Source organism: Pseudomonas sp. SCB32 (assembly GCF_009189165.1).
Classification (GTDB): domain Bacteria; phylum Pseudomonadota; class Gammaproteobacteria; order Pseudomonadales; family Pseudomonadaceae; genus Pseudomonas.
In genome coordinates this window covers 3,493,854-3,519,571 of the sequence record NZ_CP045118.1, presented here as the reverse complement: position 1 = coordinate 3,519,571, position 25,718 = coordinate 3,493,854, and the positions used below count along the sequence as shown (strand labels likewise).

Sequence of the window (25,718 nt, the reverse complement as noted above, 5' to 3'; positions counted from 1 at the left end):
GACTTGAGGATCGCACCATGACCGTGAAGATTTCCCAGACTGCCGACATCCAGAAGTTCTTCGAAGAAGCCAGCGGCGCCCTGAACGATGCCGGCAATCCGCGGGTGAAGAACCTCGTCCTGCGCATCCTGCAGGACACCGCGAAGCTCATCGAAGACATGCACGTCACTCCCGACGAGTTCTGGAAGGCGGTGGACTACCTCAACCGCCTCGGCGCGCGCCAGGAAGCCGGGCTGGTCGTGGCCGGGCTGGGCATCGAGCACTACCTCGACCTGCTGCTGGACGCCCAGGACGCCGCGGTGGGCATCGAAGGCGGCACCCCGCGGACCATCGAAGGCCCGCTGTACGTGGCCGGCGCGCCGCTGTCCGAAGGCGAAGCGCGCATGGATGACGGGAAGGACGCAGGCACCGTGATGTTCCTCTCCGGCCGCGTGTTCGACCCGCAGGGCAAACCGCTGGCCGGCGCCGTGGTGGACCTCTGGCACGCCAACACCAACGGCACCTACTCGTACTTCGACAGCACCCAGTCCGAGTTCAACCTGCGCCGCCGCATCGTCACCGACGCGGAAGGCCGCTACAAGGCCCGCAGCATCGTGCCCAGCGGCTACGGCTGCCCGCCGGACGGCCCGACCCAGGAGCTGCTCAATCAACTGGGCCGCCACGGCCAGCGCCCGGCGCACATCCACTTCTTCATCTCCGCGCCGGGGCATCGCCACCTGACCACGCAGATCAACCTGGCTGGTGACCAGTACCTGTGGGACGACTTCGCCTATGCGACCCGCGACGGGTTGGTCGGGGAGGTACGTTTCGTCGAGGACGCAGCCGCCGCCAAGGCGCGCGGCGTGGAAGGGCGCTTCGCCGAGATCGAGTTCGACTTCCAGTTGCAGCAGGCCGTTTCCGCCGATGCGGAAGACCGCAGCAACCGTCCGCGCGCCCTGCAGGACGCCTGATCCGATCTCGATACGCCGTAGGATGGGTAGAGCGCAGCGAAACCCATGCTGCCCTGACGCTCGTTGCCCATGACCGATGGGTTTCGCAAGCTCTACCCATCCTACGAAGAGCCTTGCCGGTTGCCTTTCTGTCGCCGGTTAGGGCTCCGTCTACACCTCGTTAGCGGTCCGTTAGTCCCCTAAGAGAAGTGTTCGATATTCGCACCAATAGTCGATTATCGCATTGTTCGCCCATCCCCCCGACGGTACTGTTTTCCCATCGGCACCCCCTACACAACGAGACCGACCATGGCTGAACTCCTGACTCTCCGCGAAGCGGTCGAGCGCTTCGTCAACGACGGCGACACCGTCGCCCTCGAAGGCTTCACCCACCTGATCCCGACCGCTGCCTCCCACGAGCTGATCCGCCAGGGCAAGAAAGACCTGCACCTGGTACGCATGACGCCCGACCTGGTCTATGACCTGCTGATCGGTGCCGGCTGCGTGCGCAAGCTGACCTTCTCCTGGGGCGGAAATCCCGGTGTCGGTTCGCTGCATCGCCTGCGTGACGCGGTGGAGAAGGGCTGGCCTCGTGATCTGGAGATCGACGAACACAGCCACGCCGACCTCGCCAACTCCTACGTCGCCGGCGCTTCGGGCCTGCCGTTCGCTGTGCTGCGCGCCTACGCCGGCTCCGACCTGCCGAAGGTCAACCCGAACATCAAGTTCATCAATTGCCCGTTCACCGGCGAGCAACTGGCCGCCGTGCCTTCGGTACGCCCGGACGTCACCGTGATCCACGCGCAGAAGGCCGACCGCAAGGGCAACGTGCTGCTGTGGGGCATCCTCGGCGTGCAGAAGGAAGCCGCCCTGGCCGCCAAGCGTTGCATCGTCACCGTCGAGGAAATCGTCGACGACCTGGACGCGCCGATGAACTCCTGCGTACTGCCGACCTGGGCGCTGTCCGCCGTCTGCCTGGTGCCCGGCGGTTCGCACCCGTCCTACGCCCACGGCTACTCCGAGCGCGACAACCGCTTCTACCAGGCCTGGGACCCGATTGCCCGCGACCGCGACACCTTCAACGCCTGGATCGATACCTACATCCGTGGCACCCAAGACTTTGCAGAGTTCCGTACCAAACTCGCGGAGGCCAAGTAATGAGCGCCTACAGCACCAATGAAATGATGACCGTGGCCGCCGCCCGCCGCCTGAAGAACGGCGCCGTCTGCTTCGTCGGCATCGGCCTGCCGTCCAAGGCCGCCAACCTCGCGCGCCTGACCGCATCGCCCGACGTGGTCCTGATCTACGAATCCGGCCCCATCGGCGCCAAACCCAGCGTGCTGCCGCTGTCCATCGGCGACGGCGAGCTGGCCGAGACCGCCGACACCGTAGTGCCCACTGGCGAAATCTTCCGCTACTGGCTGCAGGGCGGGCGCATCGACGTCGGCTTCCTCGGCGCGGCCCAGGTCGACCGCTTCGGCAACATCAACACCACCGTCATCGGCGACTACAACAAGCCGAAAGTGCGCCTGCCCGGTGCCGGCGGCGCGCCGGAGATCGCCGGTTCCGCCAAGGAAGTGCTGATCATCCTCAAGCAGTCCCACCGCACCTTCGTCGACAAGCTGGCCTTCGTCACCTCGGTCGGCTTCGGTGAAGGTGGCGATCATCGCCAGCGCCTCGGCCTGCCGGGCAAGGGGCCGGTGGCGATCATCACCGACCTCTGCATCATGGAGCCGGAAGCCGGCAGCAACGAATTCATCGTCACCTCGCTGCACCCGGGTGTGACCCGCGAGCAGGTGATCGAGAACACCGGCTGGGCGATCCGCTTTACCGAGCAGGTAGCCGAAACCATCGCGCCGACCGAAGTCGAACTGGAAGCCCTGCGTGCCCTGGAGGCCCGCACCGCCGCCGCCCACGGCCAGCTGGGAGGTGAGGAATGAGCCGCGAGGTCTTCATCTGCGACGCCGTGCGCACGCCCATCGGCCGCTTCGGCGGCTCGCTTTCCAGCGTGCGCGCCGACGATCTCGCCGCCGTGCCGGTGAAGGCATTGGTGGAGCGCAACCCGCAGGTCGACTGGGCCGCGCTGGACGAGGTCTACCTCGGCTGCGCCAACCAGGCCGGCGAGGACAACCGCAACGTGGCACGCATGGCGCTGCTGCTGGCCGGCCTGCCGGAAAGCGTGCCGGGCGTCACTCTCAACCGACTCTGCGCCTCGGGCCTGGACGCGGTGGGCACCGCCTTCCGTGCCATCGCCAGCGGCGAGGCCGAACTGGTCATCGCCGGTGGCGTGGAATCCATGTCCCGCGCACCCTACGTGATGGGCAAGGCCGACAGCGCCTTCGGCCGCGGCCAGAAGATCGAGGACACCACTATCGGCTGGCGCTTCATCAACCCGCTGATGAAGGCGCAGTACGGCGTGGATGCCATGCCGCAGACCGCCGACAACGTGGCCGATGAGTACCAGGTCAACCGCGCCGACCAGGATGCGTTTTCCTTGCGCAGCCAGCAGCGAGCCGGGGCCGCCCAGGCTGCCGGCTACTTCGCCGAGGAAATCGTCCCGGTGGTGATCAAAGGTCGCAAGGGCGAGACAGTCGTCGACACTGACGAACACCCGCGCCCGGACACCACCCTGGAAGCGCTGGCCAAGCTCAAGCCGGTCAACGGCGAGGGCAAGACCGTCACCGCCGGCAATGCCTCGGGCGTCAACGACGGCGCCGTGGCGCTGATCCTCGCCAGCGCCGAAGCGGTGAAGAAGCATGGCCTGACCCCGCGCGCCAAGGTGCTCGGCATGGCCAGCGCCGGCGTCGCTCCGCGCGTGATGGGCATCGGCCCGGTGCCGGCGGTGCGCAAGCTGCTGGAGCGCCTGAACCTGTCGATGGGGCAGTTCGATGTCATCGAGCTGAACGAAGCTTTCGCCGCTCAGGGCCTGGCGGTAACCCGCGAACTCGGCGTCGCCGATGACGACGCGCGGGTCAACCCCAACGGCGGCGCCATCGCCCTCGGCCACCCGCTGGGTGCCAGCGGTGCCCGCCTGGTGCTGACCGCTGTGCACCAGCTGCAGAAGACTGGCGGCAAGCTCGGCCTGTGCACCATGTGCGTGGGCGTAGGGCAGGGTGTGGCGCTGGTCGTCGAGCGGGTGTGATCGACTGGTCTTCGTCGCCGCGTAGGGCGGATAACCCGGAACAGGTTATCCGCCGGTTCCTGTTCGGCGGATAACGCTGGCGCGTTATTCGCCCTACGCAAGCCGACGCCCTTGCGCGCAGCCATTGGGAGTCTCCTGCAGACTCCTGCTCTGCGGTCATACTGTCCCGCATACGCCTGCCGATCTCCGGAGCCACCCAAGTGAGCACCAACCTTCTGTTCGACGCCTACTTCACCCAGCCCGCCATGCGCGCGATCTTCAGCGACCACGGCCGGGTGCAGGGCATGCTCGACTTCGAGGCCGCATTGGCCCGTGCCGAGGCCGGCGTGGGCGTGATCCCGGCGAGCGCCGTGGCGCCCATCGCTGCCGCTTGCCGCGCCGAACACTACGATTTCGATGCACTGGCTCAGGCCATCTGCAGCGCCGGCAATTCCGCGATCCCGCTGGTGAAAGCGCTGGGCAAGCGCATCGCCGCCGAGGACGCTGAAGCCGAGCGCTACGTGCATTTGGGCGCCACCAGCCAGGACGCCATGGACTCCGGGCTGGTTCTGCAATTGCGTGCCGCCATCGAGCTGCTGGAAAACGACCTCGCCCAGCTGGCCGATGCGCTCGCCGCCCAGGCAGAAGCCCATGCCGGCACACCCATGGTCGGCCGTACCTGGCTGCAACACGCCACGCCGGTCACCCTCGGCATGAAGATCGCCGGCTGGCTGGGGGCGATCACCCGCCATCGCCAGCGCCTGAACGAACTCAAGCCGCGTCTGCTGTGCCTGCAATTCGGCGGCGCCTCCGGCAGCCTTGCTGCGCTGGGTGAGCAGGGCTTTGCCGTGGCCGAAGCACTGGCGCAAGAGCTCAACTTGCAACTGCCCGAACAACCTTGGCACACCCAGCGCGACCGCCTGGTGGAGTTCGCCAGCCTGCTCGGTCTGATCGCCGGCAGCCTCGGCAAGCTGGGCCGCGATCTCAGCCTGCTGATGCAGACCGAGGCCGGCGAAGTCTTCGAACCTTCCGCGCCGGGCAAGGGCGGTTCCTCCACCATGCCGCACAAGCGCAATCCGGTGGGCGCCGCCGTGCTGATCGGCGCGGCCATCCGCGCGCCCGGCCTGGTCTCGACCCTGTTCGCCGCCATGCCCCAGGAGCACGAGCGCAGCCTCGGCCTGTGGCACGCCGAATGGGAAAGCCTGCCGGAGCTGTGCTGCCTCGTCTCGGGCGCGCTGCAACAGGCGCTGGGCCTGGTGCCGGGCCTGGAAGTGGATGCCGAGCGCATGCTGGCGAACCTCGACCTGACACGTGGCCTGGTGCTCGCCGAAGGCGTAAGCATCGCCCTGGCCCAGCGCATCGGCCGCGACGCCGCACACCACCTGGTGGAGCAGTGCTGCAAACAGGCGGTGAACGAGGGCGCGCACCTGCGCGAGGTACTCGGCGCCAACGCCGAAGTTGCCGCTCAACTGAATGCCGGAGAGCTGGATCGCCTGCTCGATCCCGCCCATTACCTGGGCCAGGCGCGCCGCTGGGTCGAGCGCGCGCTGGCCGAACACCACGAACTTTCTTTGCGCTAGGAGCCTTGCATGCCTGTCGTACGTCTCGCCGATGGCGACCTGAACTATCTACTGGAAGGACCGGCCGACGCGCCGGTGCTGGTGCTGTCCAACTCCCTGGGCACCGACCTGCACATGTGGGACGCGCAAGTCCCGGCCTTCACCGAGCACTTCCGCGTGCTGCGCTATGACACCCGTGGTCACGGCGCCTCGCTGGTCACCCCCGGCCCGTACAGCATCGAGCAGAATGGCTGCGACGTGCTGGCCCTGCTGGACGCGCTGGTCATCCCGCGCGCGCATTTCTGCGGCCTGTCCATGGGCGGCTTGATCGGCCAGTGGCTGGCCATCCATGCGCCGGAGCGCCTCTCGCGCCTGGTGGTGTGCAACACCGCCGCCAAGATTGGCACCCCGGAAATCTGGAACCCGCGCATCGAGACCGTGCTCAGCGGCGGCGCCGAGGCCATGCGCAACCTGCGTGACGCCTCGATCTCGCGCTGGTTCACCGCCGACTTCGCCGAGGCGGAGCCGGGCAAGGTCGAGCCCATCGTGGGTATGCTGGCGCAGACCTCGCCGGAAGGTTACGCAGCCAACTGCGCCGCTGTGCGTGATGCCGATTTCCGTGGCGAGATCGGTGCGATCAGCGCGCCGACCCTGGTGGTCTGTGGCGCTGCCGACCCGGTGACCACGACCGAGGACGGCCGCTTCCTGCAGGCGCGCATTCCGGGCGCCGAGCTGGTGGAATTCCGCGCCGCGCATCTGTCCAACGTGCAGGCCGCCGATGCCTTCAGCCAGCGTGTGCTGGCCTTCCTGCGCGCCTGATTACGCCATTTCCGTAGAAACAACTGCTTATTGGGCTCCCGCGTTCGCGGGAGTGACGAGGGAGAACATGTGCTCTCACTCGTCATCCCCGCGAACGCGGGGACCCAGAAACACTGTAGGAGCGGACCTTGTCCGCGATCCGCGCCCATGGGGCGCTGCTACAGGCTCATTCTGGAGTTTGAGATGGACGAAAAAGAACGCTACGAAGCCGGCATGCAGGTCCGCCGCGCAGTGCTGGGCGATGCCCACGTCGACCGCAGCCTGCAGAACCGCACGGCCTTCAACGAGGAATTCCAGGAAATGATCACCCGCCACGCCTGGGGTGACATCTGGACCCGCCCCGGCCTGCCGCGCCATACCCGCAGCCTGATCACCATCGCCATGCTGATCGGTATGAACCGCGAGGGCGAGCTCACGCTGCACCTGCGCGCCGCGCGCAACAATGGCGTGACCCGCGAAGAGATCAAGGAAGTGCTGCTGCAGAGCGCGATCTACTGCGGTATCCCCGCCGCCAACGCCACCTTCCACCTCGCCGAAGCGGTGTGGGACGAGCTGGGCACCGAGTCGCTGGACGACGCCTGATCAGCGCCACCCGGACCACGCATCCGGGCGGCGTCTGATTTGTGGGAGCGCCCTTTGGGCGCTGATCGCGGGCATGGCCCGCTCCTACAAAAGCGCCGAGCTCCGGCATTCCCTGTAGGAGCGGGCCATGCCCGCGATGGCGGAACAGGCCGGCCTGCCGGCCGGATCGCGGAGAAGCTCCGCTCCTACGAGAGCAAGAGCCCCTCACCCTAGCCCTGGCTGCGTGCCCCGCTCCTCAAGCGGGAGAGGGGACCGTCAGGGGCAGGATGAAACCGTGGCGTCAGCCGGCACAATCAGCCCCCTCTCCTGAGGGAGAGGGCTGGGGTGAGGGCAATGCAAAGATGCGCCGCCGCCGGCGAACCTCAGCTCTCCAGCTCTTTCCGATCCCTGAACAACTCCAGCGCCTGCGGATTGGCCAGCGCATCGGTGTTCTTCACTGGCCGCCCGTGCACAACGTTGCGGACCGCCAGTTCGACGATCTTGCCGCTCAGAGTGCGCGGGATATCCGCCACTTCGAGGATTTTCGCCGGCACATGGCGAGAGGTTGTGTTGGCGCGGATGGTCTGGCGGATGCGTTCCTGCAATGCCTCATCCAGCGCCACGCCTTCGCGCAGGCGGACGAACAGCACCACGCGCACATCGCCCTGCCACTCCTGGCCGATGGCGATGGACTCCAGCACCTGCTCGATCTTTTCCACCTGGCGGTAGATTTCCGCCGTGCCGATGCGCACGCCGCCGGGGTTGAGCACCGCATCCGAGCGGCCGTGGATCACCAGGCCGCCGTGTTCGGTTTCCTCGGCGTAGTCGCCGTGGGCCCAGACGCCGGGGAAGGTGGCGAAGTAGGCGTCGAGGAATTTCTCGTTGTTCTCGTCGCTCCAGAAACCCACCGGAATCGACGGGAAATGCCGCACGCAGACCAGCTCGCCTTTCTCGCCACGCACCGGCTTGCCGGCTTCGTCCCAGACTTCCACCGCCATGCCCAGGCCCTTGCACTGCAATTCTCCACGCCAGACCGGCGCGGCCGGGTTGCCCAGGGCGAAGCAGGAGACGATGTCGGTGCCGCCGGAAATCGACGACAGGCACAGGTCGGGTTTGAGGTCGCGGTAGACGTAGTCGAAGCTCTCGTGGGCCAGCGGCGAGCCGGTCGAGAGGATGGCTTTCAGGCGCTCCAGCGAGTGGGTCTGGCGCGGCCGCACGTTGGCCTTTTCCAGCGCGGCGATGTACTTGGCGCTGGTGCCGAAGACGCTGATGCCCTCGGCGTCGATCAGGTCGATCAGCCGCTCCGGGCCCGGGTGGAAGGGCGAGCCGTCGTAGAGCACCAGGCTGGCGCCCTGGGCCAGGCCCGAGACCAGCCAGTTCCACATCATCCAGCCGCAGGTGGTGTAGTAGAACAGCGTGTCGTTGGGCCCCAGGTCGGCGTGCAGGCCGTGTTCCTTCAGGTGCTGCAGCAGCACGCCGCCGGTGCCGTGGACGATGCATTTGGGTACGCCGGTGGTGCCGGAGGAGTAGAGGATGTACAGCGGGTGGTCGAAGGGCACGGGGGTGAACACCGGTTCGCCGCCGGGTTGGTAGAAGTCCTGCCAGAGATCGACCCGGGCCAGGGTCAGGTAATCGGCCGGCCGTGCATCGGGGCGGGCGTAGGGGACGATCACCAGCTGCTCCAGGCTGTGCAGCTGGGAGAGAATCTCGTTGAGCTTGGTGGTCAGGTCCAGGGTCTTGCCGGCGTAGCGGTAGCAGGCGCAGGCGATCAGCACCTTGGGTTCGATCTGGCCGAAGCGGTCGATCACGCCCTGGGTGCCGAAGTCCGGCGAGCAGCTCGACCATGTGGCACCCAGGCTGGCGGTGGCGAGCATGCCGACCACGGTCTGCCAGGTGTTGGGCATGAAGGCCGCAACCCGGTCGCCGACACCGACCCCGGCGTCGCGCAGGGCCAGTTGCAGGCCGGCGACCTGGGCGGCCAGTTCGGCGTGACTGAGCACTTCGCGCTGTTCGTCCTCGCTGATGGCGATCAGCGCTGGATGGTGATCACGGCGGCGCAGCAGGTGCTCGGCGAAATTCAGGGTGGCGCCGGGGAACCAGTGCGCGTCGGGCATCTCCGGGCCTTCTTCGAGCACGGTGCTGGGCGCTTCATGGAACTGCACGCCGAAGGTGTCGACGATGGCCAGCCAGAAGGCTTCGCGCTCGGCGATACTCCAGGCGTGCAGGGCGGCGTAGTCGGGCAGGTCGAGCCCATGCTCCTGCGCTACCTTGCGGCGGAAGGCATCCATCCGGGTGGCGGCGATGCGTTCGGGGGAGGGGGTCCACAGTGGGGTCATCTCGGGCGTCCGTCCGGTTTTTCTTATCTAACCAGTGTGGCACGGACGCGGGGATGTAGGAGGAGCGGAAGTCTCTTGTGGGAATGCGCGGGAGTTCTCCCGTAGGAGCGGGCCATGCCCGCGATCGCGCCCATGGGGCGCTCCTACAGGTCGAATCAGCTGTCAGCGCTTGGCCAGCTGCGCCTTGGCCACGCGGGAGCCGTTGGGCTTGTCGAGCACCGCGCAGATGCGCTGGCCGGCGTCGATCAGCTTGTCCAGGTCGATACCGGTGTGGATGCCCAGGCCGTTCATCAGGTAGAGCACGTCCTCGGTGGCGACGTTGCCGGTGGCGCCCTTGGCGTAGGGGCAACCGCCCAGGCCGGCCACCGAGCTGTCGAACACGGCGATGCCTTCCAGGAGGCTTGCGTAGATGTTCGAAAGGGCCTGGCCGTAGGTGTCGTGGAAGTGACCGGCGAGCTGTGCGCGCGGCACGCGTTGGCCGACGATTTCGAACATGTGGCGGGTGGCCCCGGCGGTGCCGACGCCGATGGTGTCGCCCAGGGAGACTTCGTAGCAGCCCATGGCGTGCAGCTCTGCGGCGACGGCCGCGACCTGCGCCACGTCCACTTCACCCTGGTAGGGGCAGCCGAGCACGCAGGAGACGTAGCCGCGCACACGCACGCCGTGTTGGCGGGCCGCTTCCATCACCGGGATGAAGCGCTCCAGGCTCTCCTTGATCGAGCAGTTGATGTTCTTCTGCGAGAAGGCCTCGGAGGCTGCGGCGAACACCGCGACTTCCTTGACCTGGGATTCCAGCGCGGCCTCGAAGCCCTTCAGGTTAGGAGCCAACGCGGCGTAGGTGACGCCGGCTTTCTGCCCGATGCCGGCGAAGACTTCCGCCGAGCCGGCCATCTGCGGCACCCACTTGGGCGAGACGAAGCTGCCGACCTCGATGTAGCTCAGGCCGGCGGCGGTGAGGTCGTCCACCAGGCGCACCTTGTCGGCGACGGCGATGGGCTGTTTCTCGTTCTGCAGGCCGTCGCGCGGGCCGACTTCGACCAGGCGGACGGATTGGGGGAGGGACATGGGGGAACCTCGTGTTCGTTTGTGAAACGGGTGCGCTGCGTCTTCTGGGTCCCCGCGTTCGCGGGGATGACGGGAAAGCGTGGTGCGTCGCTTGACCTCGTCACTCCCGCGGACGCGGGAGCCCAGAAAGCCGCATCAAGGCCAGGTTCAGGCGCTGGCTTCTTCCAGCTCCACCAGCGCCGTACCTTCCGACACCAGTTCGCCTTCGCTGCAATACAGCGATTTCACCACGCCAGCGTGCGGCGCGCGAATGCTGTGTTCCATCTTCATGGCTTCGAGCACCACCAGGGCGGCGCCGGCTTCGACGCTCTGGCCGGGTTCGACCAGGATGCGCACGATGCTGCCGTTCATCGGTGCGCCCAGTCCACCGTGGTGGGCGTGGGCCGCCTCGGCCTCAGCGATGGGGTCGAAGCGCTGCACGCTGACCAGCTCGCCGTTCCACTCCAGATAGAGGTGGTCGCCACGGCGGATCACCTGATGGCGGCGGCGGATTTCACCGTCCTTCACATCCAGCCACTGGCCGTCGAGATGGGCGATGCGCTGGCCGTCGGCATGGCGCAGGCGCACCACATGGGATTCGCCCTTTGCCAGCAGGTGCAGGTCGGTTTCCCCCGGCAGGCCGCTGCGCCAGCCGCTCTGGGCGGACCAGGGCGAATGGATATCGTCACCGCGCACGCGGGCGGCTTCGCTCTGCACCCACGCCTCGGCGGCCAGCTGCCAGAAGCGCTCGGGCAGGGCGGTGGGGGCGGGCAGCAGGGTGTCCTGGTAGCGGGCGATGAAGCCGGTATCCAGCTCGCCCTCGGCGAAGGCCGGATGGGCCAGCACGCGGCGCAGGAAGGCCAGGTTGGTCTTGAAGCCGCCGACGGCGGTTTCGCCGAGCATCGACAGCAGGCGCTGGCGCGCTTCCTCGCGGTTTTCGCCCCAGGCGATCAGCTTGGCCAGCATCGGGTCGTAGAACGGCGAGATGTCGTCGCCTTCGCGGATGCCGCTGTCCACCCGGCGACCGGGGCCGGCGGCAGGTTCGCGGTACAGCGCGAGGTGGCCGCTGGCGGGCAGGAAGCCACCTTCGGGGTCTTCGGCGTAGAGGCGCACTTCGATGGCGTGGCCGATCAGCGGCACCTGTTCCTGGGTAATCGGCAGCGGCTCGCCACGGGCGACGCGGATCTGCAAGGCGACCAGGTCGAGGCCGGTGATGGCTTCGGTGACCGGGTGTTCCACTTGAAGGCGAGTGTTCATCTCCATGAAGAAGAACTGGCCGCTGCCTTCGTCGTAGAGGAATTCCACGGTGCCGGCGCCGACGTAGCCGATGGCCTGGGCGGCGCGCACGGCGGCTTCGCCCATGCCCTGGCGCAGTTCGAGGGAGAGGCCCGGAGCCGGCGCTTCTTCCACCACCTTCTGGTGGCGGCGCTGGATCGAGCAGTCGCGTTCGTTGAGGTACAGGCAGTTGCCGTGCTTATCGGCGAACACCTGGATTTCCACGTGGCGCGGCTTGGTCAGGTATTTCTCCACCAGCATGCGCGAGTCGCCGAAACCGGACTGCGCTTCACGCTGGGCGGATTCCAGCGCCTCGGCCAGCTCGGCCTCGCGCTCGACCACCTTCATGCCCTTGCCGCCACCGCCGGCGGCGGCTTTCAGCAGCACCGGGTAGCCGATGCGCTGCGCCTCGCGCTGGAAGGTGGCGTAGTCCTGGGCCTCGCCGTGGTAGCCGGGCACCAGCGGCACGCCGGCGGTTTCCATCAGCGCCTTGGCGGCGGACTTGCTGCCCATGGCGTCGATGGCGCTGGCCGGCGGGCCGAGGAAGATCAGCCCGGCCTCTTCGCAGGCACGAGCAAAGCCGGCGTTCTCCGAGAGGAAGCCGTAGCCGGGGTGGATGGCCTGGGCGCCGGCGGCCTTGGCGGCGGCGAGAACGGCGTCCGCGCGCAGGTAGCTTTCAGCGGGTTTGGCGCCGCCCAGGTCGATGGCGATGTCCGCCTCTTCGACGTGGCGGGCGTTGCGGTCGGTGGCGCTGTGCACGGCCACGGTGGTCAGGCCCAGGGCCTTGGCGGTGCGCATCACGCGGCAGGCGATCTCGCCGCGGTTGGCCACCAGCAGAGTATCGATCTTGCTCATCAGACTTGCTCCTGCCAGGCCGGTTTGCGTTTTTCCAGGAAGGCGTGCAGGCCTTCCTGCCCCTCGGGGCTGATACGGATGCGGGCGATGGCCGCTTCGGTGTAGCGGCGCAGTTCGGGATTCAGTTCGCCGGCGCCGATTTCATGGAACAGCGCCTTGCAGGCGACCAGCGCCGCCGGACTGTTGTTCAGCAGGTTGGCGATCCAGGCGTCGGCTTTCTCGTCCAGCTCGGCGGCCGGGTAGTGCTCGTCCGCCAGGCCCAGTTCGCGGGCACGGACGCCGCTGAAGCGCTCGGCGGTCATGGCGTAGCGGGTGGCGGCGCGCTGGCCGATGGCCTTGGTGACGAACGGGCCGATGGTGGCCGGGATCAGGCCGATGCGCACTTCGGACAGGCAGAACTGCGCATCCTCGGCGGCCAGGGCCATGTCGCAGCAGGCCACCAGCCCCACGCCGCCGCCGAAGGCCGCGCCCTGCACGATGGCGAGGGTCGGCTTGTTCAGCTGGTGCAGGTTGTAGAGCAGTTCGGCGAGCTGCTGGGCGTCGTTGAGGTTGCCCTGGTAGTCCAGTTGCACGGATTCCTGCATCCACGAAAGGTCCGCGCCGCCGCAGAAGTGCCGGCCACGGCCGCGCAGCACCACCAGGCGCACACGGTCGTCGTTGGCCACGGCGCCCAATGCCTGGATCAGCTCGGCAATGGTCTGGGCGTTGAAGGCGTTGTTCTTCTCCGGGCGGTTCAGCCAGAGATTGGCGACGCCGCGCGGGTCGATGTCGAGCTCAATGTTCTGATATTCGGTCATGGCGGCGGCCTTACATGCGGAAGACGCCGAAGCGCGTGGCTTCGATGGGCGCGTTGAGCGAGGCGGAGAGGGCCAGGCCGAGCACGTCGCGGGTCTGGGCCGGGTCGATGACACCGTCGTCCCACAGGCGCGCGCTGGAGTAGTAGGGGTGCCCCTGGCGCTCGTACTGCTCGAGGATCGGCGCCTTGATCTTCGCCTCGTCCTCGGCGGACAGCGCGTGGCCGGCGCGTTCGGCCTGCTCGCGCTTGACCTGGGCCAGCACGCCTGCGGCCTGTTCGCCACCCATCACGCCGATCCGCGCGTTGGGCCACATCCACAGGAAGCGCGGGTCGTAGGCGCGGCCGCACATGCCGTAGTTACCGGCACCGAAGCTGCCGCCGATGATCACGGTGAACTTCGGCACCTGGGCGCAGGCTACCGCGGTGACCAGCTTGGCGCCGTGCTTGGCGATGCCGCCGGCCTCGTACTTCTGGCCGACCATGAAGCCGGTGATGTTCTGCAGGAACACCAGCGGAATGCCACGCTGGCAGGCCAGCTCGATGAAGTGCGCGCCTTTCTGCGCGGCCTCGGCGAAGAGGATGCCGTTGTTGGCGAGAATCGCCACCGGGTAGCCGTGCAGGTGGGCGAAGCCGCATACCAGGGTGGTGCCGAACAGCGCCTTGAACTCGTCGAATTCGCTGCCGTCGACCAGGCGGGCGATGATCTCGCGCACGTCGAAGGGCTGCTTGCTGTCTACCGGGATCACCCCGTACAGCTCGTCGCTGGCGTACAGCGGGGCGCGCGGGGCGAGGCTGTTGAGCTTGCCCTGCTTGGTCCAGTTGAGGTTGGCGATGCAGCGTCGGGCGATGGCCAGCGCGTGTTCGTCGTCCTCGGCGTAATGGTCGGCCACGCCCGAGGTCTTGCAGTGCACGTCGGCGCCGCCCAGGTCCTCTGCGCTCACCACCTCACCGGTGGCGGCCTTCACCAGCGGCGGGCCGGCGAGGAAGATGGTGGCCTGGTTGCGCACCATGATGGTCTCGTCGCTCATCGCCGGCACGTAGGCGCCGCCGGCGGTGCAGGAGCCCATCACCACGGCGATCTGCGGGATGCCCTGGGCGCTCATGTTGGCCTGGTTGAAGAAGATGCGGCCGAAGTGCTCGCGGTCGGGGAACACCTCGTCCTGGCGCGGCAGGTTGGCGCCGCCCGAGTCCACCAGGTAGATGCACGGCAGGCGGTTCTGCTGGGCGATGGTCTGGGCGCGCAGGTGTTTCTTCACGGTCAGCGGGTAGTAGCTGCCGCCTTTTACCGTGGCGTCGTTGCCGACGATCATGCATTCCACGCCTTCCACGCGACCGATGCCGGCGACCACGCCAGCGGCGGCGACGTCTTCACCGTACACGCCGTGGGCGGCCAGGGCGGAGACTTCGAGGAAGGGCGAGCCGGCGTCGAGCAGGCGGTTGATGCGCTCGCGCACCAGCAGCTTGCCGCGCGCGGTGTGCTTGGCCTGGGCAGCGGCGCCGCCGCCTTCATGGACGCGACCGAGGACGGCGCGCAGGTCCTGGACGTTCTCCAGCATGGTCGCGGCGTTGGCAGCGTACTCCGGGGAACGGGTGTTGAGTTGGGTGCCGAGGATGGTCATGAATGGCTCCGGGGCTGTTTTCTGGGTTCCCGCGTTCGCGGGAATGACGCCTATCGGGAACCGCTACGCGGGAACGACGTGGGGCGACCAGCGCGCCCGTCATCCCCGCGAACGCGGGACCGCGGTTTTATCGCGGAACAGCGCTTGCGCTGGCCCAAAGGGCGAGCGCAGCGAGTAACCCAATCAACGCGTCTCGTTGAACAGCTCGCGGCCGATCAGCATGCGGCGGATTTCGCTGGTGCCGGCGCCGATCTCGTAGAGCTTGGCGTCGCGCAGCAGGCGGCCGGTGGGGAACTCGTTGATGTAGCCGTTGCCGCCGAGGATCTGGATGGCGTCCAGGGCCATTTGCGTGGCGCGCTCGGCGGTGTAGAGGATCACCCCGGCGGCGTCCTTGCGGGTGGTCTCGCCACGGTCGCAGGCCTGGGCCACCGCGTAGAGGTAGGCGCGGCTGGCGTTGAGCTGGGTGTACATGTCGGCGACCTTGCCCTGGATCAGCTGGAACTCGCCGATGCTCTGGCCGAACTGCTTGCGGTCGTGGATGTAGGGGACGATCACGTCCATGCAGGCCTGCATGATGCCGATCGGGCCGCCGGCGAGGACGACGCGCTCGTAGTCCAGGCCGCTCATCAATACCTTCACGCCGCCGTTGACCGCGCCCAGCACGTTCTCTTCCGGCACTTCCACGTCATCGAAGAACAGCTCGCAGGTGTTCGAGCCGCGCATGCCCAGCTTGTCGAACTTGCTGCCACGGCTGAAGCCCTTCCAGTCGCGTTCGACGATGAAGGCGGTGATGCCGTGGGCGCCTTTCTCCGGCTCGGTCTTGGCGTAGATCACGTAGGTGTTGGCGTCCGGGCCGTTGGTGATCCAGGTCTTGCTGCCGTTCAGCACGAAATGGTCGCCGCGCTTCTCGGCGCGCAGTTTCATCGACACCACGTCGGAACCGGCGTTTGGCTCGCTCATGGCCAGCGCGCCGATGTGCTCGCCGCTGATCAGCTTGGGCAGGTACTTGGCCTTCTGGGAGGCCGAGCCGTTGCGCTTGATCTGGTTGACGCACAGGTTGGAGTGCGCGCCGTAGGACAGGCCGACCGACGCCGAGCCACGGCTGATCTCCTCGATGGCGATGACGTGGGCCAGGTAACCCATGTTGGCGCCGCCGTATTCCTCCGCGACGGTGATGCCGAGCAGGCCCATGTCGCCGAACTTCTTCCACATGTCCATGGGGAACAGGTTGTCGGCGTCGATCTGCGCGGCGCGCGGGGCGAGTTCGCTGGCGACGAAGCCCTGCACCTGCTCGCGCAGCATGTCGATGGTTTCGCCGAGGCCGAAGTTGAGGGAGGGGTAGCTCATGGGGTCACCTGTTGTACTTGTAATCGGATGAGGGATCGGACCTGCTGCGCGTCGGTCAGGCTGCGTTGAAAGTCGCCTCGAACTGCTCATTAACAAGCGTTAACTCCGCGTTCTCGGCGTCTTTCGCCTTGCCTGCCTCTAGCTCGCAAGGTCCGGGCTTGTCTTAGCTCGTGGCGCGCTGCTTCCGGGGTTTGTCGGTCTCGGCCATGGCTGCCAGGCAGCGTTCCTCGGCCGTGTCCAGTTCCAGTTTCATCTGCTCGATGTCGAGCATCTGCTGTTCCAGCTGTGCGCGGCGCGCGGTGATCTTGCCGAGGAAGGTCTCCAGCTGCTTGGTGTTGCCGCTGCTGGGGTCATAAAGGTCGATCAGCTCCTTGCACTCGGCCAGCGAGAAGCCGATGCGCTTGCCGCGCAGGATCAGCTTCAGGGCCACCAGGTCCTTCGGGCTGTAGATGCGCTCCTGGCCACGGCGCTCGGGGCTGAGCATCCCCTGTTCCTCATAGAAGCGGATGGCGCGGGTGGTGACGTCCAGTTCGCGGGCCAGCTCGGAGATGGTGTAGGTCGTGGGCATGGGAATGCTCTTGCTTGGATGTTTACCTTTACGTTAACGTAAACCTGCCTCGAGTCACTGTCAACACACCTCGCAGGCGGTGTAGGAAGAAGAGCAGGCGAATGAATTGTCGCGCTCGGCTCCGGGTAGTGAAGACTAGTCTTCCTACCGAGGACTTCCCCTTTACTGACGCCGCCGGGGGGTGTACACAGCCCTGACCAGCCTGCGAGTTCCGTGCTGAAGCTTGGCGACGGGACCTACCGGAGCGATGCATGACTACAAGAACAATAAGCAGCGACCTGCTGCGCGAAGCCCATCTGGCCCGCGAACGCCTGCAACAGGAAGGCGAAGTCCCGAGCGGTGTGCTCCGTGAGGAAATCGACGCCTCCTGGCGACGAAGCCTCGACCACGGCCTGGACTGCGCCAGCGGCACCGAGCAGGGCCTCGACACGCGCATCAAGCCGGATGTCCTGCTGGCCGGTAACCGCCTGCTGCTCGACGCGGCGACCCCCGAACTCGACTACCTGCACCAGCGCCAGGGCCACGACGGCGTGATCATCCTGGCCAATGCCGACGCCACGATTCTTTCGGTGGAAGGCGCCCGCGATCACATGCAGAGCAAGGGCCTGGTCGATATCGTCCAGGGCGCCTGCTGGAGCGAAGCCGCCCGTGGCACCAACGCCCTGGGCACCGCGCTGGTGGAAAAGCGCGCCACGCAGATCGACTGCGGTGAACACTTCCTCGACCGCCTGAGCCGCTTCTCCTGCACCTCGGTGCCCATCGAGGGACCGCAAGGCAACTTCCTCGGCGTGCTCGACATGACCCGCGAAGGACCGCTCTCCGGCCCGCGGGAAAGCCTCTCGCTGCTCAGCCTCGCGGTGTTCCAGATTGAGGCGCGGTTGTTCGCCGTCAGCCATCCGGGGCAGGTGGTGATCGCCTTCCATTATCGCCGCCAGTACCTGGACTCCGCCTGGCAGGGGCTGCTCGCGCTGAGCCTGGACGGCAAGGTGCTGGCCGTCAGCGGCCAGGCCTGCCAATTGCTCGGCGCCACCCGTGAAAGCCTGGTCGGCCGGCGCAGCGAAGACTTCCTCGGCCTGCGCGGCGACCAGCTGCTCGGCCGGCTCTACCAGGGCGGCGTGGGCAGCCTGCAGACGCCCAAGGGCGAGCTGTTCTACAAGACCCTCCAGGCGCCGCTGCGCAGCCACGGGGTGCCGGTCAGCAACCGCACGCCGCGCCAGGCGGCCGGCCCCGATCTCGAAGCCCTGGCTGGCAGCCACCCGCGCTACGCCCGCGCCCTGCGCATGGCTCGCCAGGGGCTGGTCAACGAACTCCCGGTGCTGCTGCTGGGCGAAACCGGCAGCGGCAAGGAAGTGGTCGCCCGCGCCTTGCACCAGGCCAGCGCGCGTAGCGACAAACCCTTCGTCGCGGTGAACTGCGCGGCAATTCCCGAAGGTCTGATCGAGTCCGAACTCTTCGGTTACCGCGACGGCGCCTTCACCGGCTCGCGGCGCGGCGGCATGGTCGGCCGGCTGCAACAGGCCCACGGCGGCACGCTGTTCCTCGACGAAATCGGCGACATGCCGCTGGCCCTGCAAGCGCGCCTCTTGCGCGTGCTGCAGGAGCGCAAGGTGGCGCCGCTGGGCGCCGGTGAGGAACAGGACATCGACGTTGCGCTGATCTGCGCCACCCACCGCGACCTCAAGCGCCTGGTGGAAGAGAAGCAGTTCCGCGAAGACCTCTACTACCGTGTCAACGGCATCAGCGTGAAGCTGCCGGCCCTGCGCGAGCGCGACGATCTCGCCGAGCTGGCCGTCGCTCTGCTGGCGCGCATGGGCGCGCCGAAGGTGAAGCTTTCCGCCGAACTGCTCGGCCTGCTGCGCGAGTACCACTGGCCGGGCAACATCCGCCAGCTGGAGATGGTCCTGCGCACCGCGCTGGCCATGCGCGAGGAGGGCGAGGACTGCCTCGGCGTCGACCATCTGCCCGACAGCACCCTGGACGAACTCAGCGCCGGGGAGCGTCCGCAGAGCGGCAGCATCCGCGAGAACGAACTGGAGCTGATCCGCCAGTCGCTGGAGCGCCACCAGGGCAACGTCTCCGCCGCCGCCGACGCGCTGGGCATCAGCCGCGCCACGCTGTATCGCAAGCTCAAGCAACTCAAGGTGGGATGATGTTCTTCACGCGCCTGATCGAGAGCGACGACCCGCAGGCGCTCAAGTCGTCGCTGCGCTGGCTGTATGGCTTCGTGCGCCCGCACAAGCTGGCGATTGCCGGGCTGCTCGGGCTGTCGTTCTGCGCTTCCTTGCTGGTGCTGGCGCAGCCCTGGCTGACCAAGATGCTGATCGACGACGGCCTGCTGGCGAAAAACTTCCCGGTGCTGGTGATGGTGGCCGGGGCGATGATCGTCGTCGGGCTGGTCGGCACGGCGCTGTCCGGCCTCAACCGCTTCCTTCATACACGGTTGTCCGGGCGTATCCTGTTCGCCCTGCGCGATGCCCTGTACCGCCACCTGCAAACCCTGTCGCCAAGCTTCTTCGGCCGCCGCCGCATCGGCGACCTGATGTCCCGGCTGGACGGTGACGTCGCCGAGATCCAGCGCTTCGCCGTGGACTCACTGTTCTCCGCCGTCTCCAGCGTGATCGGCCTGGTCGGCGCGCTGGTGATGCTGCTCACCTTGTCGTGGAAGCTCTCGCTGTTGGTGGCGCTGCTGATCCCGCTGGACGTGCTCTGGCTGCGCTGGATGCGGCGCAAGGTGGAGCGCGAGGCGCGCGGCCTGCGCGAGCGCTCGGCGGACCTCTCGTCGTTCTTCGTCGAGACCCTGCCGGCAATGAAATTCATCCAGTCCGCCGGCCAGCAATCCCGCGAAGCCGGGCGCCTGGAAGGGCTGGGGCAGGGTTACCTCGGCCAGCTGCTGCGCCTGCAGCTCACCGAATTCTTCACCCAGGCGGTGCCCGGCACCCTGATGTCGCTGTCCCGCGCCTGTGCCTTCCTGGTCGGCGGCTACTGGGTGGTGCAGGGGACCTGGCAGCTGGGTTCGCTGATCGCCTTTTCCACCTACCTCGGCATGGCCATCGGGCCGGTGCAGAGTCTGCTCGGCCTCTATGTCGCGCTGCAGCGCATGACCGTCAGCCTTGGCCGGGTGATGGAACTGCGGGGCGAGGAGGCCACCATCGTTTCCCCCGCCGCGCCACGGCTGATGCCGGTGGTTGGCGAGTTGTGCCTGGAGAGCCTGCACTACGCCTGGCCCGGCCGCGCACAGCCGGTCCTGCAGAACGTGCAGGCGGTGATTCCCGCTGGCCTCAAGGTCGCCCTGAGCGGTCCGTCGGGTGTCGGCAAGAGCACCCTGATCGACCTGCTGCAACGCTTCTACGATCCCGACCAGGGCCGCATCCTGCTGGACGGCGTGGACCTGCGCGAGCTCGACCTGCATGCCCTGCGCCGGCGCGTGGCGGTGGTCAGCCAGGACATCGTGCTGTTCCGTGGCAGCCTCGCCGACAACCTGGCCTACAGCGCGCCCGAGTCGACCCGCGACGCTATCGAGAAAGCCGCCCGCGCGGCGCAACTCGACAGCCTGGTCGCCAGTCTCCCCGAGGGTTTCGACAGCCCGCTGGGCGAGCGTGGCCAGCAGCTTTCCGGTGGGCAGAAGCAACGCATCGCCATTGCCCGCGCGCTGTTGCAGGACCCCTTGATCCTGGTGCTCGACGAAGCCACCTCGCAGGTGGACGAAAGCACCGAGCGCGAAGTGATCGCGGCCATCGACCGGCTGTTCGCCGGGCGTACGCGGCTGCTGATCAGTCACCGTACGTCGACCCTGGCCGCCGCCGACCTGCATCTGGAATTGCAGGACGGGCAACTGCGGGTGCGCGAGGCTCAGCCGGTGCAGCGACATGAAGCCTGAACTACGTATCGGCGTGGTCGACAGCGGCTTCGCGACGACCCAAAGCGCAAGCGTGAATGCCGGGCGGCGCTTCTATCTCAACCGTGACTGCCATGGCGAAGGTGAGCCGCAGGCCGATGCCCTGGGGCACGGCAGCGCCGTGTGCGAGGCGATCCTGTCCCACGCGCCGGATGCACGGCTGTGTGTTGCCCAGGTATTCGATGAACGCGGCGTGACCAGCCCGTTGCAGATCGCTGCCGCGCTGCACTGGTTGGGTGGCCAGGGCGTGCGCATGGTCAACCTGAGCCTTGGCGTGCGGCAGGATCGGCCGGTCCTGCGCGATGCCGTGGCGCATCTGGTGGAGGCTGGCGTGCTGATCTGTGCGTCGAGTCCGGCCCAGGGCGAGCCGGTGTTTCCGGCAAGCTATCCGGGAGTGATCCGGGTGACGGGCGACGCGCGTTGTCGCGAGCGGGAATGGTCCTGGCTGGACAGTTCTCAGGCTGACTTCGGGGCGGCGGTGCGGTTGGCCGGGCGCTCGGGTGCCAGCCTGGGGTGTGCGGCGTTCAGCGGGCATCTGGCTTCGATGCTGGCCGAGAGCCCGGAGCTGTCGAACCTGGAGCTGATCGAGCTGATGCGTGAGCGTGCGCCTTATCACGGCATCGAGCGAAAGGTGGACGTGTGAGCGCGGGCCCGATCCTGGTCCTCGGCGCCGGCCCCGCGGGAGCCGCCGTCGCCCTCGGCCTGCGCCGCCTGGGCCATGCCGTCACGGTCATCAGTGAATGGCGTCGCTTCGCCGCCGTCGAAGGCGTCTCCCAGCGTGTGCTGGAGGGACTGCGAAGTGCTGGGCTGAGCCACGCCCTGGACTGCGCCGCGCCGCCCTCGCAAAGGCGCGTGCACTGGAACGGGGCCCAAAGCGCGCAGAACATCGAATGCATCCTCGACCGCCCGCGCTTCGATGCCGGGCTGCGCGAGGACCTGAATGCCGCTGGCGTCGAGCTGGTCGAGGCCCAGGTGCTGGCTGTCGAGCCGGATGGCACCGGCTGGCGTGTGAAGCTCGATGGCGATCGGCAAGTGCAGGGCGCTTTCCTCGTCGAAGCCCGTGGCCGCCAGGCACCGCTGAACCAGAAAGGACAGAAGGCCCGGCGCGGCCCGGAAACCCTGAGCCTGCTCAACCGCTGGCAGGGCGATCCCGCTCCCTTGGCCAGCGCGGTAGAGAGCCTGCCGGACGGTTGGGCCTGGATGGCCCGGCTGAGCGACGGGCGCTGCTACTGGCAATTGACCCTCGATGTCGCCAGCAGCCAATTGCCGGCGCGCGATCAGCTGCTCGACTACTGTCGCGAGCGCCGTGCGGCTTCAACGCGGGTGCGGGAATTCTTCGCCGGCGCCGAGGAGCGCGAGCTGGACCTGCACGCCCGCAGCAGCACGGCGATCCTCTGCCTGGAAGCCTGCGGGGACAACTGGATTCGCGTGGGCGATGCGGCGATGGCGGTGGACCCGTTATCGGGCAACGGCATCTTCCAGTCGCTGTCGTCGGCGCTGCAGGCGCCGGTGGTCATCAATACCTTGCTGCGTGCGCCGGAGCGCGCGGAGCTGGCCAAGCGTTTCCACCAGCAGCGGGTCGAGCAGCTGTTCCTGCGCTTCGCCCGGGTCGGGCGTGACTTCTATGCCAGTGAAGAGCAGTGGGTCGACCAGCCGTTCTGGCAGGCCCGCCGCACCTGGCCGGACGAGCAGCCGAGCCACGTGCCGGCGGATTTCGCCAGCCTGCGCATCGAGCGTGCGCCGGTGTTGCGCGGAGCCTTCGTCGACGAGGCCGAGGTGGTGGTCAGCGCCGATCAGCCGTTGGGCTTCTGGCATATCGATGGACTCGAACTGGCGCCCTGGCTGCGGCGCCTTCGCGCGGAACCGGAGGCCCAGGTCCTGGCGGACCTGCCGCCGGAACGGCGTCGGGCATTCCAGGGGTGGCTGCTGGCGCAGGGCTACCGACCGCATCTCTAACCGCGTCACGGAACGCCGCGCCCTCGCTGCGTGGCTGATCGATGGAGACTCCCATGTCATTGCTGCGACCTGCGTCCGCCTTGCTGCTGAGCCTGCTGATGACCTTCGATGCGTCCTTTGCCGCCACGTCGCCAGCCTCGGCGGACACCACCAGTGCCGAGCACTTCCTGCGGCAGATCTACGCCAGCTACACCCCGGATGGCCCCGGCGTGCCGAACGATTCATTGAAGGAGGGGGATGTCTACGACGCCTCGTTGCTGGCCCTGATGAAGGCCGACCAGGACGCCGCCGAGGGCGAGGGCGGCTACCTGGATGGCGACCCCCTGTGCGATTGCCAGGACTGGGGCGATATCAGGGTCCAGTCCCTTGCCTTCACCTCGGTCGACGGCAATCGGCTGAAGGCCAGCGTGGTGCTCAAGGATGTGCTGAACGGGGAGGCGAAGAGCCTCGATCTGTTGCTGCATCGCACCGCCCATGGCTGGCGTATCGAGGACTGCATCAACGGCGACGGCAGCCTGGCCGAGAACCTGCGGCGCAGCACCCGCGAGCTGTTGCAGTACAAGAAGGGGGCGATGGCAGCCTGATCGACGCGCTCAATGCCGTCACTGCTGGGAGCAACCGTCCTTGGCCAGGTCCGTAGGACGGTGTGGAGCGAAGCGATACCCATCGAGCGTCGTGCACTGCTGTTGATGGGGCTCCACCCATCCTACGGCGGCTTGGCGTGACGATAGCCCCGCGGGAGGGGCGCCTGCGGCAGCCGGCGTACAGCCGCGAACGGTTGTACGCCCTACGGTACTGCGCTGCCCATCACGCGGCTGTGTAGATTCACGCTCCGGTCACTGGGCGAGCTAAGCTCGTCACGTTGCGTCGAACCACGGCCGGGCCCTGAAGCGCGGCCAAACGCTGGAGGGAACCATGGGCTACCTGCGACACATCCTGGCGCTGCTGATGTTGCTGGCGATGGCCGGCGCTTCGCTGGCCGCCGGCAAACCCGATGCGGCGGATACCGCCAGCGCGGAACGCTTCCTGCGGCAGATCTACTCCAACTACACGCCGGACGGGCCGGGTGTGCCAAACAAGCAGCTGAAGGAGGCGGATGTCTTCGATGCTGCGCTGATCGCATTGATGAAGGCCGACCAGGATGCCGCCGAAGGCGAAGTCGGCTACCTCAACGGCGACCCGCTGTGCGATTGCCAGGACTGGGGCGATATCCGCATCCAGACGCTCACCTTCGCGGCGGCTGACGGCGACCGGCTCAAGGCCAGCGTGACGCTCAAGGACGTGGTGACGGGAGAGGGCAAGCAGCTCGATCTGTTGCTGCACAACACGGCCCAAGGCTGGCGCGTCGAGGATTTCGTCAATGACGAGGGCAGCCTGGCCGAGAATCTGCGGCTCAACACCCAGGAACTGCTGCAGTTCAAGAAGGACGGGGCCAAACCCTGATTAGCGCGCTTCGAACCGATGTAGACGGGAACGTAGGAGCGGACTTTGTCCGCGATAGGCCCGCATCGCGCCGGACCCCATCGCGGACAAAGTCCGCTCCTGCAAGAGCAAAGGCTTACTTGCGGTCGATCCAAACGGTCTGCGGGTTGGTGAACTCGCGCAGGCCGAAGTGCGACAGCTCGCGACCGAAGCCGCTCTTCTTCACGCCGCCGATCGGTACACGGGGATCGGAAGCCGAGAAGCCGTTGATGAACACGCCACCGCTGACCAGGCGACGGGCCATCTGTTGGGCCTTGGTCTTGTCGGCGGTCCAGATGGCGCCGGAGAGACCGAACTCGCTGTCGTTGGCCAGTTCCAGGGCGTGCTCGGCGTCGCGGGCGACGATCAGCGAGGCCACGGGGCCGAAGATTTCCTTCTTGAAGGCGGTGTTGCCCGGCTTCACGTCGGCCAGCACGGTCGGCGCGTAGTAGTTGCCTTCGCCTTCGAGCTTGTGGCCGCCCAGCAGCAGGGTGGCGCCGTCAGCGATGGCCTGTTGTACCTGGCCGTCCAGCTCGTCGCGCAGGTCGAAGCGGGCCATGGGGCCGACGAAGGTGTCGTCCGCCAGCGGGTCGCCGATCTTCAGCGCCTTGACCGCGGCCAGCAGCTTCTCGGTGAAGGCCGGGGCAATGGATTCTTCGAGGATCATGCGCTTGGCGGCGATGCACACCTGGCCGCAGTTGCCGAAGCGGCTGGCGACGGCGGCTTTCACGGCGGCGTCGAGGTCGGCGTCGGCCAGTACGATGAAGGCGTCGGAACCGCCCAGCTCCAGTACGCACTTCTTCAGCGCGGCACCTGCCTGGGAGGCGATGGCGGCGCCCGCGCCCACGCTGCCGGTCACGGCGATGGAGGCGATGCGGTCATCGGCGATGGCCTTGGAGACCAGCGGCGGCTCGACGTTCAGAACTTCGAATACGCCTTCCGGCAGGCCGGCCTGCAGCCAGGCGTCGCGCAGCTGATAGGCGCAGCCCATGACGTTCGGCGCGTGCTTGAGGACGTAGGTGTTGCCGCCCAGGATGATGCTCACCGCGCCACGCATGACCTGCCAGGTGGGGAAGTTCCACGGCATCACGGCCAGTACCGGGCCCAGCGGCAGGTAGGAAATGTACGCGCCGTCGATCGGGGTCTTCTCGTCTTCCAGCATGGCCGGGCCGTTTTCGGCGTACCAGTCGCACAGGTTGGCGCACTTGTTGATCTCACCACGGGCCTGGGTGACCGGCATGCCCATTTCCCGGGCTTCCATGCGGGCCATCGGCTCGACGTTGGCGCGCAGCACCTCGGCCATCTTGCGCAGCACGGCGACGCGCTCGGCGATGCTGGTTTCGCGCCACTGGCGGAAGGCGGCATCGGTGCGAGCCAGCGAAGCTTCCAGCTGGGCGGCGTCTTCGAAGGTGTAGCGGGCCAGTTCCTGGCCGTTGGCGGGGCTGCGGGAGATGGCAGCGGGGATGGCGGCGATCTGGTTCATGGTGAGTCCTGCTTGTTCTATTGGGGGCAAGGCGGTCGTTCGTCCGGGCGCGCTGGCTCCGGTATGGAGCAGAAATTAAGATGCGGATACATTC

21 protein-coding genes are annotated in these 25,718 nt (G+C 67.4%); 13 read left to right on the top strand and 8 right to left on the bottom strand.

The window, feature by feature from the left end; translation table 11 throughout:
- Positions 1-17: 17 nt before the first annotated feature.
- The 7 genes from catA to pcaC all read left to right on the top strand — a co-directional run bounded on the left by catA (position 18) and on the right by pcaC (position 7,010).
- Positions 18-950 (top strand): catechol 1,2-dioxygenase, encoded by a 933-nt coding sequence (catA, locus tag GA645_RS16065; protein WP_152224012.1) that lies wholly within the window; start codon positions 18-20, stop codon positions 948-950.
- Positions 951-1,238: 288 nt separating this feature from the next.
- Positions 1,239-2,087, top strand: coding sequence for a CoA transferase subunit A (locus GA645_RS16060; RefSeq protein ID WP_152224011.1), 849 nt, complete (start codon positions 1,239-1,241; stop codon positions 2,085-2,087).
- Positions 2,087-2,869 carry a CoA-transferase subunit beta gene (locus GA645_RS16055; RefSeq protein WP_152224010.1) on the top strand — a complete coding sequence of 261 codons (783 nt, stop codon included), beginning with the start codon at positions 2,087-2,089 and terminating at the stop codon, positions 2,867-2,869. Before GA645_RS16060 ends, GA645_RS16055 begins: the two co-directional genes overlap by 1 nt.
- Positions 2,866-4,071 (top strand): 3-oxoadipyl-CoA thiolase, encoded by a 1,206-nt coding sequence (gene pcaF / locus GA645_RS16050; RefSeq protein ID WP_152224009.1) that lies wholly within the window; start codon positions 2,866-2,868, stop codon positions 4,069-4,071. The genes GA645_RS16055 and pcaF overlap by 4 nt, the downstream gene beginning before the upstream one ends.
- 245 nt (positions 4,072-4,316) lie before the next feature.
- Entirely contained in the window at positions 4,317-5,630 is a 1,314-nt protein-coding gene (locus GA645_RS16045) for a 3-carboxy-cis,cis-muconate cycloisomerase (protein WP_256676192.1), read from the top strand.
- A gap of 9 nt (positions 5,631-5,639) precedes the next feature.
- Entirely contained in the window at positions 5,640-6,428 is a 789-nt protein-coding gene (gene pcaD, locus GA645_RS16040) for a 3-oxoadipate enol-lactonase (RefSeq protein ID WP_152224007.1), read from the top strand.
- A 183-nt stretch (positions 6,429-6,611) separates the two neighbouring features.
- Complete coding sequence (pcaC, locus tag GA645_RS16035; RefSeq protein ID WP_152224006.1) at positions 6,612-7,010, top strand: 4-carboxymuconolactone decarboxylase; 399 nt, start codon at positions 6,612-6,614, stop codon at positions 7,008-7,010.
- A gap of 362 nt (positions 7,011-7,372) precedes the next feature.
- On the opposite strand, the gene GA645_RS16030 is transcribed toward pcaC, so the two are convergent.
- The 7 genes from GA645_RS16030 to GA645_RS16000 all read right to left on the bottom strand — a co-directional run bounded on the left by GA645_RS16030 (position 7,373) and on the right by GA645_RS16000 (position 16,829).
- On the bottom strand, positions 7,373-9,325 hold the full coding sequence (locus GA645_RS16030) for an acetoacetate--CoA ligase (RefSeq protein WP_152224005.1): 1,953 nt from the start codon (positions 9,323-9,325) through the stop codon (positions 7,373-7,375).
- Positions 9,326-9,487: 162 nt separating this feature from the next.
- Positions 9,488-10,390: a hydroxymethylglutaryl-CoA lyase gene (locus GA645_RS16025; RefSeq protein WP_152224004.1), complete on the bottom strand. Its 903-nt coding sequence runs from the start codon at positions 10,388-10,390 to the stop codon at positions 9,488-9,490.
- A 147-nt stretch (positions 10,391-10,537) separates the two neighbouring features.
- On the bottom strand, positions 10,538-12,499 hold the full coding sequence (locus GA645_RS16020) for an acetyl/propionyl/methylcrotonyl-CoA carboxylase subunit alpha (RefSeq protein ID WP_152224003.1): 1,962 nt from the start codon (positions 12,497-12,499) through the stop codon (positions 10,538-10,540).
- A complete protein-coding gene (locus tag GA645_RS16015) occupies positions 12,499-13,296 on the bottom strand; it encodes a gamma-carboxygeranoyl-CoA hydratase (protein ID WP_152224002.1) in 798 nt (265 codons plus the stop codon). Before GA645_RS16015 ends, GA645_RS16020 begins: the two co-directional genes overlap by 1 nt.
- Positions 13,297-13,306: 10 nt before the next feature.
- The gene (locus GA645_RS16010; protein WP_152224001.1) at positions 13,307-14,914 is read right to left on the bottom strand and encodes a carboxyl transferase domain-containing protein; all 1,608 of its coding nucleotides are present in this window, start codon (positions 14,912-14,914) and stop codon (positions 13,307-13,309) included.
- Positions 14,915-15,097: 183 nt separating this feature from the next.
- Entirely contained in the window at positions 15,098-16,261 is a 1,164-nt protein-coding gene (locus tag GA645_RS16005; RefSeq protein ID WP_152224000.1) for an isovaleryl-CoA dehydrogenase, read from the bottom strand.
- Positions 16,262-16,424: 163 nt separating this feature from the next.
- Entirely contained in the window at positions 16,425-16,829 is a 405-nt protein-coding gene (locus GA645_RS16000) for a MerR family DNA-binding transcriptional regulator (protein ID WP_152223999.1), read from the bottom strand.
- Between the two features lie 251 nt (positions 16,830-17,080).
- Between GA645_RS16000 and GA645_RS15995 the strand changes: the two genes are divergently transcribed.
- From GA645_RS15995 to GA645_RS15970, 6 genes are all read left to right on the top strand, one after another.
- Entirely contained in the window at positions 17,081-18,979 is a 1,899-nt protein-coding gene (locus GA645_RS15995) for a sigma-54-dependent Fis family transcriptional regulator (RefSeq protein WP_152223998.1), read from the top strand.
- Positions 18,979-20,706, top strand: a complete 1,728-nt coding sequence (locus tag GA645_RS15990) for an ABC transporter ATP-binding protein (protein ID WP_152223997.1) — start codon at positions 18,979-18,981, stop codon at positions 20,704-20,706. Before GA645_RS15995 ends, GA645_RS15990 begins: the two co-directional genes overlap by 1 nt.
- Positions 20,696-21,367: a S8 family serine peptidase gene (locus GA645_RS15985; protein ID WP_152223996.1), complete on the top strand. Its 672-nt coding sequence runs from the start codon at positions 20,696-20,698 to the stop codon at positions 21,365-21,367. The genes GA645_RS15990 and GA645_RS15985 overlap by 11 nt, the downstream gene beginning before the upstream one ends.
- Entirely contained in the window at positions 21,364-22,680 is a 1,317-nt protein-coding gene (locus GA645_RS15980; protein WP_152223995.1) for an NAD(P)/FAD-dependent oxidoreductase, read from the top strand. The genes GA645_RS15985 and GA645_RS15980 overlap by 4 nt, the downstream gene beginning before the upstream one ends.
- A gap of 53 nt (positions 22,681-22,733) precedes the next feature.
- Complete coding sequence (locus GA645_RS15975) at positions 22,734-23,264, top strand: DUF3828 domain-containing protein (RefSeq protein WP_178119557.1); 531 nt, start codon at positions 22,734-22,736, stop codon at positions 23,262-23,264.
- Positions 23,265-23,595: 331 nt separating this feature from the next.
- Positions 23,596-24,123, top strand: coding sequence for a DUF3828 domain-containing protein (locus tag GA645_RS15970; RefSeq protein WP_152223993.1), 528 nt, complete (start codon positions 23,596-23,598; stop codon positions 24,121-24,123).
- A gap of 115 nt (positions 24,124-24,238) precedes the next feature.
- Here the strand turns inward: GA645_RS15970 and GA645_RS15965 are convergent, their stop codons facing one another.
- Positions 24,239-25,624, bottom strand: coding sequence for an NAD-dependent succinate-semialdehyde dehydrogenase (locus GA645_RS15965; protein ID WP_152223992.1), 1,386 nt, complete (start codon positions 25,622-25,624; stop codon positions 24,239-24,241).
- Positions 25,625-25,718 lie beyond the last annotated feature (94 nt).

What these genes read in the sequence shown, in the direction of transcription:
- catA (WP_152224012.1), top strand. Translation starts at nt 18, where the DNA reads ATGACCGTGAAGATTTCCCAGACTGCCGACATCCAGAAGTTCTTCGAA.
- GA645_RS16060 (WP_152224011.1), top strand. Translation starts at nt 1,239, where the DNA reads ATGGCTGAACTCCTGACTCTCCGCGAAGCGGTCGAGCGCTTCGTCAAC.
- GA645_RS16055 (WP_152224010.1), top strand. Translation starts at nt 2,087, where the DNA reads ATGAGCGCCTACAGCACCAATGAAATGATGACCGTGGCCGCCGCCCGC.
- pcaF (WP_152224009.1), top strand. Translation starts at nt 2,866, where the DNA reads ATGAGCCGCGAGGTCTTCATCTGCGACGCCGTGCGCACGCCCATCGGC.
- GA645_RS16045 (WP_256676192.1), top strand. Translation starts at nt 4,317, where the DNA reads ATGCGCGCGATCTTCAGCGACCACGGCCGGGTGCAGGGCATGCTCGAC.
- pcaD (WP_152224007.1), top strand. Translation starts at nt 5,640, where the DNA reads ATGCCTGTCGTACGTCTCGCCGATGGCGACCTGAACTATCTACTGGAA.
- pcaC (WP_152224006.1), top strand. Translation starts at nt 6,612, where the DNA reads ATGGACGAAAAAGAACGCTACGAAGCCGGCATGCAGGTCCGCCGCGCA.
- GA645_RS16030 (WP_152224005.1), bottom strand. Translation starts at nt 9,325, where the DNA reads ATGACCCCACTGTGGACCCCCTCCCCCGAACGCATCGCCGCCACCCGG.
- GA645_RS16025 (WP_152224004.1), bottom strand. Translation starts at nt 10,390, where the DNA reads ATGTCCCTCCCCCAATCCGTCCGCCTGGTCGAAGTCGGCCCGCGCGAC.
- GA645_RS16020 (WP_152224003.1), bottom strand. Translation starts at nt 12,499, where the DNA reads ATGAGCAAGATCGATACTCTGCTGGTGGCCAACCGCGGCGAGATCGCC.
- GA645_RS16015 (WP_152224002.1), bottom strand. Translation starts at nt 13,296, where the DNA reads ATGACCGAATATCAGAACATTGAGCTCGACATCGACCCGCGCGGCGTC.
- GA645_RS16010 (WP_152224001.1), bottom strand. Translation starts at nt 14,914, where the DNA reads ATGACCATCCTCGGCACCCAACTCAACACCCGTTCCCCGGAGTACGCT.
- GA645_RS16005 (WP_152224000.1), bottom strand. Translation starts at nt 16,261, where the DNA reads ATGAGCTACCCCTCCCTCAACTTCGGCCTCGGCGAAACCATCGACATG.
- GA645_RS16000 (WP_152223999.1), bottom strand. Translation starts at nt 16,829, where the DNA reads ATGCCCACGACCTACACCATCTCCGAGCTGGCCCGCGAACTGGACGTC.
- GA645_RS15995 (WP_152223998.1), top strand. Translation starts at nt 17,081, where the DNA reads ATGACTACAAGAACAATAAGCAGCGACCTGCTGCGCGAAGCCCATCTG.
- GA645_RS15990 (WP_152223997.1), top strand. Translation starts at nt 18,979, where the DNA reads ATGTTCTTCACGCGCCTGATCGAGAGCGACGACCCGCAGGCGCTCAAG.
- GA645_RS15985 (WP_152223996.1), top strand. Translation starts at nt 20,696, where the DNA reads ATGAAGCCTGAACTACGTATCGGCGTGGTCGACAGCGGCTTCGCGACG.
- GA645_RS15975 (WP_178119557.1), top strand. Translation starts at nt 22,734, where the DNA reads ATGTCATTGCTGCGACCTGCGTCCGCCTTGCTGCTGAGCCTGCTGATG.
- GA645_RS15970 (WP_152223993.1), top strand. Translation starts at nt 23,596, where the DNA reads ATGGGCTACCTGCGACACATCCTGGCGCTGCTGATGTTGCTGGCGATG.
- GA645_RS15965 (WP_152223992.1), bottom strand. Translation starts at nt 25,624, where the DNA reads ATGAACCAGATCGCCGCCATCCCCGCTGCCATCTCCCGCAGCCCCGCC.